This is a genomic window from Pseudomonas sp. CC6-YY-74 (genome assembly GCF_002025205.1).
Lineage (GTDB): Bacteria > Pseudomonadota > Gammaproteobacteria > Pseudomonadales > Pseudomonadaceae > Aquipseudomonas > Aquipseudomonas paeninsulae.
Genome location: NZ_CP019947.1, coordinates 752,227 through 763,488 on the forward strand (window position 1 = coordinate 752,227; position 11,262 = coordinate 763,488).

At 61.9% G+C, this 11,262-nt stretch carries 12 protein-coding genes; 10 read left to right on the forward strand and 2 right to left on the reverse strand.

Annotated features, from left to right (window positions below):
* Positions 1–5: 5 nt before the first annotated feature.
* The 8 genes from B2D37_RS03565 to B2D37_RS03600 all read left to right on the forward strand — a co-directional run bounded on the left by B2D37_RS03565 (position 6) and on the right by B2D37_RS03600 (position 7,818).
* Positions 6–2,174 carry a chemotaxis protein CheA gene (locus tag B2D37_RS03565; protein WP_079201425.1) on the forward strand — a complete coding sequence of 723 codons (2,169 nt, stop codon included), beginning with the start codon at positions 6–8 and terminating at the stop codon, positions 2,172–2,174.
* A 44-nt stretch (positions 2,175–2,218) separates the two neighbouring features.
* Positions 2,219–3,331, forward strand: coding sequence for a chemotaxis response regulator protein-glutamate methylesterase (locus B2D37_RS03570; RefSeq protein ID WP_079201426.1), 1,113 nt, complete (start codon positions 2,219–2,221; stop codon positions 3,329–3,331).
* Positions 3,331–4,071, forward strand: a complete 741-nt coding sequence (locus tag B2D37_RS03575; protein WP_079201427.1) for a flagellar motor protein — start codon at positions 3,331–3,333, stop codon at positions 4,069–4,071. The genes B2D37_RS03570 and B2D37_RS03575 overlap by 1 nt, the downstream gene beginning before the upstream one ends.
* A gap of 2 nt (positions 4,072–4,073) precedes the next feature.
* Positions 4,074–4,946 carry a flagellar motor protein MotD gene (motD, locus tag B2D37_RS03580; protein ID WP_079201428.1) on the forward strand — a complete coding sequence of 291 codons (873 nt, stop codon included), beginning with the start codon at positions 4,074–4,076 and terminating at the stop codon, positions 4,944–4,946.
* 51 nt (positions 4,947–4,997) lie between these two features.
* Positions 4,998–5,786, forward strand: a complete 789-nt coding sequence (locus tag B2D37_RS03585) for a ParA family protein (RefSeq protein ID WP_079201429.1) — start codon at positions 4,998–5,000, stop codon at positions 5,784–5,786.
* Positions 5,787–5,873: 87 nt separating this feature from the next.
* A complete protein-coding gene (locus B2D37_RS03590; protein WP_079201430.1) occupies positions 5,874–6,677 on the forward strand; it encodes a CheW domain-containing protein in 804 nt (267 codons plus the stop codon).
* Between the two features lie 102 nt (positions 6,678–6,779).
* Positions 6,780–7,259: a chemotaxis protein CheW gene (locus tag B2D37_RS03595; protein ID WP_079201431.1), complete on the forward strand. Its 480-nt coding sequence runs from the start codon at positions 6,780–6,782 to the stop codon at positions 7,257–7,259.
* Positions 7,260–7,422: 163 nt separating this feature from the next.
* Entirely contained in the window at positions 7,423–7,818 is a 396-nt protein-coding gene (locus B2D37_RS03600) for a DUF2802 domain-containing protein (RefSeq protein WP_079201432.1), read from the forward strand.
* A gap of 89 nt (positions 7,819–7,907) precedes the next feature.
* On the opposite strand, the gene B2D37_RS03605 is transcribed toward B2D37_RS03600, so the two are convergent.
* A complete protein-coding gene (locus B2D37_RS03605; protein WP_079201433.1) occupies positions 7,908–8,234 on the reverse strand; it encodes an EscU/YscU/HrcU family type III secretion system export apparatus switch protein in 327 nt (108 codons plus the stop codon).
* Complete coding sequence (locus B2D37_RS03610) at positions 8,231–9,775, reverse strand: flagellar hook-length control protein FliK (RefSeq protein ID WP_079201434.1); 1,545 nt, start codon at positions 9,773–9,775, stop codon at positions 8,231–8,233. The genes B2D37_RS03605 and B2D37_RS03610 overlap by 4 nt, the downstream gene beginning before the upstream one ends.
* A 151-nt stretch (positions 9,776–9,926) precedes the next feature.
* On the opposite strand from B2D37_RS03610, the gene ccmA reads away from it, so the two are divergent.
* Entirely contained in the window at positions 9,927–10,562 is a 636-nt protein-coding gene (gene ccmA, locus B2D37_RS03615) for a cytochrome c biogenesis heme-transporting ATPase CcmA (RefSeq protein WP_079201435.1), read from the forward strand.
* The gene (ccmB, locus tag B2D37_RS03620; protein ID WP_079201436.1) at positions 10,559–11,230 is read left to right on the forward strand and encodes a heme exporter protein CcmB; all 672 of its coding nucleotides are present in this window, start codon (positions 10,559–10,561) and stop codon (positions 11,228–11,230) included. Before ccmA ends, ccmB begins: the two co-directional genes overlap by 4 nt.
* Positions 11,231–11,262 lie beyond the last annotated feature (32 nt).

Consider the following 11,262-nt stretch of genomic DNA (forward strand, 5'->3'; position numbering starts at 1 on the left):
GTCATATGAGCTTCGGCGCCGATGAAGAAATCCTCCAGGACTTCCTGGTGGAGGCCGGCGAGATTCTTGAACTACTGTCCGAACAGTTGGTGGAGCTTGAAAGCCGCCCGGACGACATGAATCTGCTCAACGCTATTTTTCGCGGTTTTCATACCGTCAAAGGTGGTGCCGGTTTTCTCCAGCTCCATGAGCTGGTGGAATGTTGCCATATCGCAGAAAACGTCTTCGACATCCTGCGCAAGGGTGCGCGGCGCGTCGACTCCGAGCTGATGGATGTAGTGCTGGAAGCACTCGATGCGGTCAATGGCATGTTCACTGAAGTGCGTGAGCGCGTTGCACCGACACCGGCCACGCGGGAGCTGTTGGCAGCCCTGGCGCGACTGGCCGAGCCGGCTGCGGCCGTTGCGGTCGAAGAGCCCGTTGCCGAGGTCGCTTCTGGCGATATCACCGACAGCGAATTCGAGCAGTTACTCGATGCGCTGACCGAGTCGCCTGGCAAGGTGGCGAGCACAAGTGCAGGCGGTGACGAGATCAGCGATGACGAGTTCGAGTCGTTGCTCGATGAGTTGCATGGCAAGGGGCAGTTCGCTGCACCTGCAGTGGCCGTGGCATCTGCATCGGTTGCCATGCCCGCTGCGCCAGCGGCTGGTGACGAGATCAGCGACGATGAGTTCGAGGCGCTGCTCGACCAGCTACATGGCAAGGGGCAGTTCGCTGCACCTGCAGTGGCCGTGGCATCTGCGTCGATCGCAGCGCCCGTTGCACCAGCGTCTGGCGACGAGATCAGCGACGATGAGTTCGAGGCGCTGCTCGATCAGCTACATGGCAAGGGCAAGTTTGTCGAGCCGGCCGCGATCGCCAAGGCGCCCGCCGCAGCAGTAACTGCAGCTCCGGCTAAACCCGCCGCTGCCGCTCAGCCCTTAGCTAAACCCGCGGCCAAGGTTGTTCCGCTGAAAGCGCCGACACCGACGACCGCCGTCGCCGATAAGGCGTCAGCACCCAGCGAAGCGGAAACCACCGTACGGGTGGATACCGCGCGTCTGGACGAGATCATGAACATGGTCGGCGAGCTGGTGCTGGTGCGTAACCGTCTGGTGCGCCTGGGCTCCAACAGCGGCGATGAGGCCATGGCCAAAGCCGTGTCCAACCTCGATGTGGTCACCGCGGATCTGCAGACGGCGGTGATGAAAACGCGCATGCAGCCGATCAAGAAGGTCTTCGGCCGCTTCCCGCGGCTGGTTCGTGATCTGGCGCGCAGCCTGAAGAAAGAGATCAATCTTGAACTGGTCGGTGAAGAAACCGACCTGGACAAGAATCTGGTCGAGGCGCTGGCCGATCCGTTGGTGCACTTGGTGCGCAACGCCGTCGACCATGGCATCGAAACCCCGGAAGAGCGCGAGGCCGCGGGCAAGTCGCGCGGCGGCAAGGTAGTGCTGTCGGCCGAGCAGGAAGGCGATCACATCCTGCTGTCGATTTCCGATGATGGCAAAGGCATGGACGCCGATCAGTTGCGGGCCAAGGCCGTGGAGAAGGGCCTGCTGGACAAGGACGCGGCCGACCGCCTCAACGAGTTCGAGTGCTACAACCTGATCTTCGCTCCGGGTTTCTCGACCAAGACCGAGATATCCGACGTGTCCGGTCGCGGGGTCGGCATGGACGTGGTGAAGACCAAGATCTCCCAGCTCAACGGTACGGTCAACGTGTTCTCGGTCAAGGGCCAGGGCTCGAAGATCGTCATCAAGGTACCGCTGACCCTGGCGATCATGCCGACATTGATGGTGATGCTGGGCAACCAGGCCTTCGCTTTCCCGCTGGTCAACGTCAACGAGATTTTCCACCTCGACCTGTCGCGCACCAACGTGGTCGATGGCCAGGAAGTGGTGATCGTGCGCGACAAGGCGCTGCCGCTGTTCTACCTCAAGCGCTGGCTGGTACGCAGCGCTGCCCATGACGAGCCGGGCGAGGGCCATGTGGTGATTCTCACCGTCGGTAGCCAGCGCATCGGTTTCGTCGTCGATCAGCTGGTTGGACAGGAGGAAGTGGTGATCAAGCCGTTGGGCAAAATGCTCCAGGGCACTCCGGGTATGTCTGGCGCTACCATCACTGGCGATGGGCGTATCGCCTTGATTCTCGACGTGCCGAGCATGCTCAAGCGCTACGCGCGGCGCATCTGATTGTTCGCGGCGTCGCCTGAGGCGGCGCCGTTTAGGAGTGTTTTATGGTGGTCAAGGTGCTGGTGGTGGACGATTCCGGCTTTTTTCGCCGGCGCGTTTCGGAAATTCTCTCTGCCGATCCGAATATCCAGGTGGTAGGTACGGCGACCAATGGCCGCGAAGCCATCGATCAAGCGTTGGCACTCAAGCCCGATGTGATCACCATGGACTACGAGATGCCGATGATGGACGGCATCACCGCCGTACGAAACATCATGCAGCGCTGTCCGACCCCGGTGTTGATGTTTTCCTCGCTGACCCACGAAGGTGCCCGCGTCACCCTGGATGCGCTGGATGCTGGGGCGGTGGATTTTCTGCCGAAGAATTTCGAAGACATCTCGCGTAACCCGGAGAAGGTCAAGCAACTGCTCTGCGAGAAGGTGCACAGCATTGCCCGCAGCAATCGCCGCGGCCTTGTCGCGGCGCCAGCGCCGAGTGTCAGCACGCTGGGAAAGCCGGCAGCGCGCAGTAGCCTCGGTCGTTCTGGCGTCAGCACCCCCGTGCCTGCGCCAGCCTCCGCGTCGGTTACTGCGCGCGCGAGTGCGCCCAAGCGCAAGTCCTACAAACTGGTGGCCATCGGCACCTCGACGGGAGGGCCGGTGGCTCTGCAGCGTGTGCTGACCCAGTTGCCGGCCAATTTTCCGGCGCCGCTGGTGCTGATCCAACACATGCCCGCGGCTTTCACCAAGGCATTTGCCGAGCGTCTGGACAAGTTGTGCCGGATCAACGTCAAGGAAGCCGAAGATGGCGATCTGTTGCGTCCGGGGTTGGCGCTGCTGGCTCCGGGCGGCAAGCAGATGATGATCGACGGTCGCGGCGCTGTGAGGATTCTGCCGGGCGATGAGCGCCTGAACTACAAACCCTGTGTCGACATTACCTTCGGCTCGGCGGCCAAGTCCTTTCACGACAAGGTGCTGGCGGTGGTATTGACCGGCATGGGAGCCGATGGGCGCGAGGGCGCGCGCCTGCTCAAGCAGGAGGGTAGTCACGTGTGGGCGCAGGATGAGGCCAGTTGCGTGATCTATGGCATGCCGATGGCGGTGGTCAAGGCCAATCTGGTGGACGCCATCTATAGCCTCGATGACATCGGTCGGCACTTGGCAGAGGCCTGCGTGTAATGGATGTGCTGAGCCTGATAGGGGTCATCCTGGCGTTCGTCGCCATTCTGGGTGGCAACTATCTGGAGGGCGGTCATGCTGCAGCGCTGCTCAATGGCCCGGCGGCGTTGATCGTGATTGGCGGCACCTTGGGCGCGGCGCTCCTGCAGGCGCCGGTCAGTGTGTTCAAGCGCGCCTTGGTGATTCTGCGCTGGATTTTTTTTCCGCCGCGCATCGATCTGGTCGGCGGCATCGAGCATGTCGTCGGCTGGAGCATGACCGCACGCAAGGAAGGCCTGCTCGGCCTTGAGGCGATGGCCGATACCGAGACCGATCCTTTTGCGCGCAAGGGCTTGCAGTTGCTGGTCGATGGTGCCGAACCCGAAGCCATTCGCAGCATCCTCGAGGTCGATATGTACACCCAGGAAGGCCGCGATATTCAGGCCGCCAAGGTCTATGAAAGCATGGGTGGTTACGCCCCGACGATCGGCATCATTGGGGCGGTGATGGGGTTGATCCATGTGATGGGCAACCTGGCTGATCCGAGCAAGCTCGGCAACGGCATTGCCGTGGCCTTTGTCGCCACCATCTACGGGGTCGGTTTTGCCAACCTGCTACTGCTGCCCATTGGCAACAAGCTCAAGGCCGTCGCCCAGCGTCAGTCGCGCTACCGCGAGATGTTGCTGGAGGGCATTCTGTCGATCGCCGAAGGCGAAAATCCGCGCTCTATTGAGTTGAAGCTGCAAGGCTTCATGGAATAGCCATGGCTCGTCGCAGGCACCAGGAAGAACACGAAAACCATGAGCGTTGGCTGGTCTCCTATGCCGACTTCATTACCCTGTTGTTTGCCTTTTTTGTGGTGATGTACTCGATGTCCTCGGTCAATGAGGGCAAGTACAAGATTCTCTCGGACAGCCTGACCGGGGTGTTCAACCAGCCCGACCGTGCGATCAAGCCTATTCCGGTGGGCGACCTGCGTCCGCGGACCACCGAGCCGGATCGCGCGCTGGTCGATGAGGACGAGCAGGCCAGCCAGCCTGTGGACTCCCTGCAGAGCATTGCCGACAGCATGCGCCAGGCGTTTGCCGGGTTGATCGACTCCAAGCAGTTGAAGGTGAGCGGCAACGAGTTGTGGATCGAGATCGAGCTCAGCTCCAGCCTGTTGTTCCCCAGTGGCGATGCCTTGCCGAACAATGCGGCATTCGATCTGATCGAGAAGATTGCCAATATTTTGGCGCCTTATGAGAATCCGGTGCATGTGGAAGGCTTTACCGACAACCTACCGATTAAAACCGCGCAGTATCCAACCAACTGGGAGTTGTCTGCCGCCCGCGCAGCCAGCATCGTGCGCATGCTCGCCATGGATGGGGTCAATCCCAGGCGCTTGGCATCAGTGGGCTATGGTGAATTTCAGCCGGTGGCGGATAACGCGACGGCCGATGGTCGGGCGCGTAATCGGCGGGTGGTGTTGGTGGTGTCGCGCAACCTTGATGTGCGCCGCAGCGTGAGCGGTGTCGGCAGCGCCAATGCACGCCCCGATAGCGCCTTGCGGCGGGCTGGCACACAACCTGCAGCACCAGCTGCAATGCAGGCCCCGTCAGCGGGTGCCGTCAATCCCCCGTCGCTTGCCCAATAGGGCAGCGCCTGTTCTCGGTAGGGTCTGGATCATGCCGAGAGGATAAACAAGATGAGAGTCTGGGCTGTAGCCAATCAAAAGGGTGGTGTTGGCAAAACCACTACCGCCATCGCCTTGGCCGGCCTGCTGGCCGATGCCGGTAAGCGCGTGGTCGTGGTCGATCTCGATCCCCATGGGTCGATGACCAGCTATTTCGGCCACGACCCGGATGCGTTGGAACACAGCGGTTTCGACCTGTTCCTGCATCAGGGCGTGGTGCCCCAGGGGTTGCCTGAACAATTGCTGCTACCGACCAGTCACGAACGCATAGCGCTGTTGCCCTCGAGTACCGCCTTGGCCACGCTCGAGCGCCAGTCGCCGGGGCAGAGCGGCTTGGGCCTGGTCATCGCCAAGAGCCTGGCGCAGCTCTGGCAGGGTTACGACCATGCGGTGATCGACAGTCCACCGTTGCTCGGTGTGCTGATGGTCAATGCGTTGGCGGCCAGCCAGCATCTGGTGATCCCGGTGCAGACCGAGTTTCTCGCGGTCAAGGGCCTGGAGCGCATGGTCAGCACCCTGACGATGATCAACCGGTCGCGTAAACAGGCGTTGCCCTACAGCATAGTGCCGACCCTGTTCGACCGACGGACCCAGGCGTCGCTGAGCACCTTGCGCATGCTGCGCGACAGCTACCCCGAACACCTGTGGCCCGCTTATATTCCGATCGACACGCGCTTGCGCGATGCCAGTCGCGCAGGCCGCACACCCTCGCAGTTCGACCCCAAAAGCCGCGGTGTACTGGCCTATCGGGCGCTGCTCAAGCACCTGTTGACGCAGCAGTTGGCCGCGCAGGTGGCTTGAGATGACGGTTTATGTTGAGTCGAAGCGTTCAAGTATGCCGCCACTGCGGCCGATAGGTTGTACAGGTAATTTTTGCGGATTCCATCTATGAGCCGTCCCGTCGCCACCGCCACGCGTCCCCAGTTGGCCTTGCAGTCCTATCTGGATAGCTTGTTGCAGGAAGCTGCAGTCGAGTTGGCCGAGAGTAGCAGCCTCGACGATTTCGCGGCTGCGGTGTTGGAGGAGCAGGTGCGCGATGCCGGCCTGCTGTGCGCGGCCCCCGTGCAGGCGCTGGCTGAACCCGCGCCGGTTGTCTTGCCGATGATCGAATCGACACCTGCTGTGGTCGCTCAGCCGGTGTTTGTTGAGTCGGTGATCGACGTCCATCTGCCCGCTGCAACCCTGAACCTGTTGCCCAGCTTGCAGCCGGGTGAGCGGCCAGCATGGGCACAAGAGCCGTTCGAATGCCTGTTGTTCGACGTCGCCGGCTTGACCCTGGCCGTGCCGCTGGTGTGCCTGGGTTCGATATTTCCGCTGGCAGGGCAGGAATTGACGCCATTATTTGGCCAGCCGGACTGGTTTCTCGGCATACTGCCGTGCCAGGCCGGTAACCTGAAAGTCCTGGACACCGCACGCTGGGTGATGCCTGACCGTTACCGCGATGACTTTCGCCAGGGTTTGCAGTATGTGATTTCCGTCGAAGGCTATGAATGGGGCCTGGCGGTGCATCAGGTCAGCCGTTCGATTCGCCTGGACCCAAATGAGATCAAGTGGCGCTCTCAGCGCACGTTGCGACCCTGGCTGGCCGGCACCGTGATTGAGCATATGTGCGCCTTGCTGGATGTGGCGGCCCTGGCCGAGTTGATTGCCAGTGGCGCGGCCAAGCGCATGGTCAATGGCCAGATTCACTGATTGAGAAATGCTAGGCTCGCCATTGCGGCGGGTCTGACGAATGATGACCAGCGGTTTGAACCGCGCACGCCGCACAGTGCGGCTTACGACGAGGCTAGGGATATGAAGAAGAATTCTGCACAGGGCGCTGAAGATCCCATCCTGCAATGGGTGACCTTCCACCTGGACAATGAAACCTACGGCATCAATGTGATGCAGGTTCAGGAAGTGCTGCGCTACACCGAGATCGCTCCGGTGCCGGGCGCGCCGAGCTATGTGCTGGGTATCATCAATCTGCGTGGCAATGTGGTGACGGTGATCGACACCCGCCAACGCTTCGGCCTGGACTCGGTAGCGGTCACCGACAATACCCGCATCGTGATCATCGAGGCGGACAAGCAAGTGGTCGGCATCATGGTCGACAGCGTGGCCGAGGTGGTCTATCTGCGCCAGTCCGAGGTGGAAACCGCGCCGAATGTCGGCAACGACGAGTCGGCCAAGTTCATCCAGGGCGTGTGCAACAAGAACGGCGAGCTGCTGATTCTGGTCGAGCTGGACAAGATGATGAGCGAAGAAGAGTGGTCCGAGCTGGAGAGTATCTAGTGTCTCGACGCATGAGTTTGGCAGAGCGATGGCGAGTGGCTTTTGTTGTCAGGCAAGGCGCCGTGACGAGTCATAGTTTGCTATGGGGAGGAGCGGCAACGCCGCTTGGCAGTAAAAGACGCCGCCAGAATTTGTCCGAAACTTGTGTGTCGAGATACTGACCATGCTTGAGATCGCGCTAATCCTGCTCGGGCTGGTGTGCCTCGGGCTGGTTGGCACCTGTGTCTGGCTGATCATGCAGCAGCGCCATCTGGCGTCGTTGCAGGCCGAGCGGGATGCGGCGCGCGATCTGCGCATCAAGGAGTTAAGTAAACGCCTGGATATCTATCTGGCAGGCAGTGTGCGCATGGGTGAAGAACTGCACGAGCTGCGGCAGATCGTTGCGCCACTGCCGGACAAGCTCAGCCAGATCGAGCAGCGTGACCCGAGCAGTCTGTCGTTCACCCAGGCCGCGCGCCTGGTCGGCCTGGGTGCCAGCGTCGATGACCTGACCCAGTCCTGTGGGCTGAGCAAGGCCGAGGCGGAGCTGATCAGCAAGCTCAATCAACCAAAACGCTGAGCAGAAGCGCCTACTGCCAAGCCCCGACGACGGCATTCGCTGTTTTCACCGACTCTGAATCCTTGCCATCTGCAGCCTGGCTCTGCTCTTCAGCGTGGTGGGCCGTCGAGCAGCGGTAGTGGCGGGGTGATGTCGTTGTCGCGCTGGAAACCCGCTGGGCACTTGCCCTTCAAGTGCCAGGCAAACGCGATGATTTCGGCAATGCAGCGATACAGTTGCTCGGGGATCGCCTCGCCCAGCTCCAGGCGTGCCAGCAGGCGCACCAGGTCGGCATTCTCGTAGATGGGCACTTCATATTCGCGGGCGATGGCGAGAATCGCTTCGGCCAACTCGTCATCGCCCTTGGCGCTGAGGTTGGGGGCGTTTTGCCCGTCATAGGTCAGGGCAATGGCTTGGCGCGGTGCGGTTTTTTTCATGCGGTTTCGTCAACCCAGCGTTGTTCCAGGCTGGTTCTTGGTCCCTGGGGTGGCGTGCCTTGATTGCAGGCCAGTTCGCCGACATTCAGGCCGGCGGCGGTCAGGCGTTCACGCAGCGTGTTCAGCTCTGCGTCGATCAGGCTGGCGGTGCGCGGGCGCTCGGCCCAGAGCTGGCTGGACAGGCTGCCACGGGCCAGTTGCGCCTGCACTTGCAGCGGCCCCAGCGGTTCCAGGTCAAAGGCCAGCTCGACCTTCCACAGCGCTTCCTTGGGTTCGTTGCCCGGCGACTTCTGCGGCTCTTCATGCTGGATTTTTACCTGCAAGGGCACCAATTCGCGCTGGTCGCGCATGGGCAGCTCCAGTTGCCAGGTGGTCAGCAGGTTGCCGTCCGGGCCGACCTGGCTCTGCGCCAGGCTGGACAGTTGGTGGGTTTGCAGGCGCGAGACGGCGGCAGCGGCCAGTTTCAGCAGGGTTTGCAGGTCCGCTTCGCCCTCCATTGACTGCAGTAGGCGCGATGGCAGGGGAAAGCGTAATGCCTGTTGGCGTGCGCTGGATTGGCCGAGGGAGCCGAGTATGTCGCGGGCGAATGCCGGCAGCACCTGGGCCATGGCTGCGCTGGCGTTGGCCGTGGCCAGCGGTGCGCCGCTCGCCAGAGTGGGCAGCAGTTGGCTGATCAGACGCAGCAGGTTGGCTTTCATGTCCGTCGGCAGGGCATGGCCCTGGCCGCCGAGCAGTTTGCTTTCGAGGAACAGGCCGCTATTTTCCATGGCCTGGCTCAGCCCTTTAACGGTGCTGAGTTGAGTGGCATCGGGCAGGGTGTTGAACAGTTTATCGATGCTGCTGCGCAGGCCTTCCGGCAGTGCCGTCTTGCCCCCTACGCCTTGCAGGGCTTTGAACAAGCCTTCCAGTGAGCCCTGGCGGTTTTGCTGGCTAGCCAGTTGCTGGCTTAACTCGAGCTGATCGAGACGCCCGCTGAGGGGCAGGAAATTCAGGGCCTGGCTGCCTTGCACCTGAGCGCTGAGCAGGCTGCCGAGGGGCAGCGCCAGAGGGGTTTCCAGCGCCAGTTTGCTGCCAGCCAGCGGGGTGTTGAGCAGGCTCACTACCACCTTGTAGAGCACCTGCTGTGCTTTGGCTTGGACCAGCTGTTCGCGCGCCACGACCTTGCCTTGCAGCAAAGTGCCGATCGGCAGTTGTTCGAGGTCCAGGCTGGTCAGGGCTTTTTCACCGCCGGCGAGTAGGGCCACCGCCAGGCGACTTTCCGACAGTGCCGTGACCACCAGCGCGGTGCCTTGGGCAAGGGGGCGTGGGCTGCTCGCCTGTAGGGTTGCCTGGCGACCATTGTCCAACGTCAGCTTGAGCAGCAGCTGGAAGCTCTGCGCCACTTCCTTGAGGGCGACCACCTCGGCCTTGGCGGTCTCGCCGCTGGCCAGCAGGCCTTGCAGCGGCTGCAGCAGCTTTAGTGCCAGATCACTGGCCGGTGCGCTGGCACGACTGCTCGGCGGGGTTGGCGCTATGGGGCGGGAACTGCTGATTTCGCTCATTGGCGGGTTACACCCTGTCGAAAATGCCCACTGCGGGGGCAGGGCATGGCATGTATAATCGCGCCCCGTCCAGGTCGGCTGCGCATTTAACTTGCGTCAGTATAGCGGCCGGGACACTGCCGACTTGAACCGCTTTTTAGGTGCATATGCTGTGACCAGCCCTCTTCTTGAAGCCGTGGCGCTCGCTTGTGAGCGGGATTGGCGCATGCTGTTCGAGCGGCTCGAGCTGCGTTTGGCGGCCGGCGAGATGTTGCAGATTGCCGGCCCCAACGGCAGCGGCAAGACCAGTCTGCTGCGTTTGCTCGCCGGGCTGATGCAGCCGACGGCCGGCGAAGTCCGCCTGAATGGCCAGCCGCTGGGCTCGCAGCGCAGCGAGCTGGCACGTAACCTGTTGTGGATTGGCCATGCCGCCGGGATCAAGGGTCTGCTCACTGCCGAAGAGAACCTGGCCTGGTTATGCGCGTTGCATCGTCCGGCCGAGCGCGCGGCGATCTGGCAGGCGCTGGAGGCCGTTGGCCTGCGCGGTTTCGAGGATGTGCCCTGTCATACCCTGTCTGCTGGCCAACAGCGGCGTGTCGCGCTGGCCCGCTTGTACCTGGACGGGCCGCCGTTGTGGATCCTCGATGAACCTTTCACCGCCCTCGACAAGCTCGCCGTGGCGCAACTGGAAAACCATCTGGCCTGGCACTGCGAAATGGGCGGTCTGGTGCTGCTGACCACCCATCACACGTTGACGGTCAAGCCTGCTGGTTACCGCGAGCTTGATCTGGGGCAGCGTATCCTATGAGTAATGTGTTTAGTCTGTTGGTCGCACGCGAAGCACGACTGTTGTTTCGCCGGCCTGCCGAGTTGGCCAATCCGCTGGTGTTCTTCGCCATTGTGATCGCCCTGTTTCCGTTGGCCGTGGGGCCGGATACCCAGCTGCTGAAAACCCTGTCCCCGGGTCTTGTGTGGGTGGCGGCATTATTGGCAGTGCTGCTCTCGCTGGATGGCTTGTTTCGCAGCGACTTCGAGGATGGCTCACTAGAGCAGTGGGTCCTTTCGCCGCACCCCCTGCCTCTTCTGGTATTGGCCAAGGTACTGGCAAACTGGTTGCTTTCCGGCCTGGCTCTGGTGCTGCTGGCACCCTTGCTGGCCTTGATGCTCGGTTTGCCCGGGCGCTGCTTGCCGGTGCTGTTACTCTCGCTGCTGCTCGGTACGCCGGTGTTGAGCCTGCTTGGCGCGGTTGGTGCGGCGCTGACGGTGGGCCTCAAGCGTGGTGGCCTGCTGCTGGCGCTGCTGATTCTGCCGCTGTATATCCCAGTGTTGATTCTTGGCAGTGGGGCGTTGCAAGCCAGCCTGCAAGGATTGCCGGCGGTTGGCCACCTGTTGTGGCTGGCCAGCCTCACTGCATTAGCGGTGACGTTGACACCTTTTGCCATTGCCGCCGGTCTGACGATTAGCGTCGGCGAGTGATCTACAACCGTGCTACCGAGGACGGCCAATGC

Bases quoted from the DNA above. Each gene is read 5' to 3' on its own strand.
- B2D37_RS03565 (WP_079201425.1), top strand. From the start codon at position 6: ATGAGCTTCGGCGCCGATGAAGAAATCCTCCAGGACTTCCTGGTGGAG.
- B2D37_RS03570 (WP_079201426.1), top strand. From the start codon at position 2,219: ATGGTGGTCAAGGTGCTGGTGGTGGACGATTCCGGCTTTTTTCGCCGG.
- B2D37_RS03575 (WP_079201427.1), top strand. From the start codon at position 3,331: ATGGATGTGCTGAGCCTGATAGGGGTCATCCTGGCGTTCGTCGCCATT.
- motD (WP_079201428.1), top strand. From the start codon at position 4,074: ATGGCTCGTCGCAGGCACCAGGAAGAACACGAAAACCATGAGCGTTGG.
- B2D37_RS03585 (WP_079201429.1), top strand. From the start codon at position 4,998: ATGAGAGTCTGGGCTGTAGCCAATCAAAAGGGTGGTGTTGGCAAAACC.
- B2D37_RS03590 (WP_079201430.1), top strand. From the start codon at position 5,874: ATGAGCCGTCCCGTCGCCACCGCCACGCGTCCCCAGTTGGCCTTGCAG.
- B2D37_RS03595 (WP_079201431.1), top strand. From the start codon at position 6,780: ATGAAGAAGAATTCTGCACAGGGCGCTGAAGATCCCATCCTGCAATGG.
- B2D37_RS03600 (WP_079201432.1), top strand. From the start codon at position 7,423: ATGCTTGAGATCGCGCTAATCCTGCTCGGGCTGGTGTGCCTCGGGCTG.
- B2D37_RS03605 (WP_079201433.1), bottom strand. From the start codon at position 8,234: ATGAAAAAAACCGCACCGCGCCAAGCCATTGCCCTGACCTATGACGGG.
- B2D37_RS03610 (WP_079201434.1), bottom strand. From the start codon at position 9,775: ATGAGCGAAATCAGCAGTTCCCGCCCCATAGCGCCAACCCCGCCGAGC.
- ccmB (WP_079201436.1), top strand. From the start codon at position 10,559: ATGAGTAATGTGTTTAGTCTGTTGGTCGCACGCGAAGCACGACTGTTG.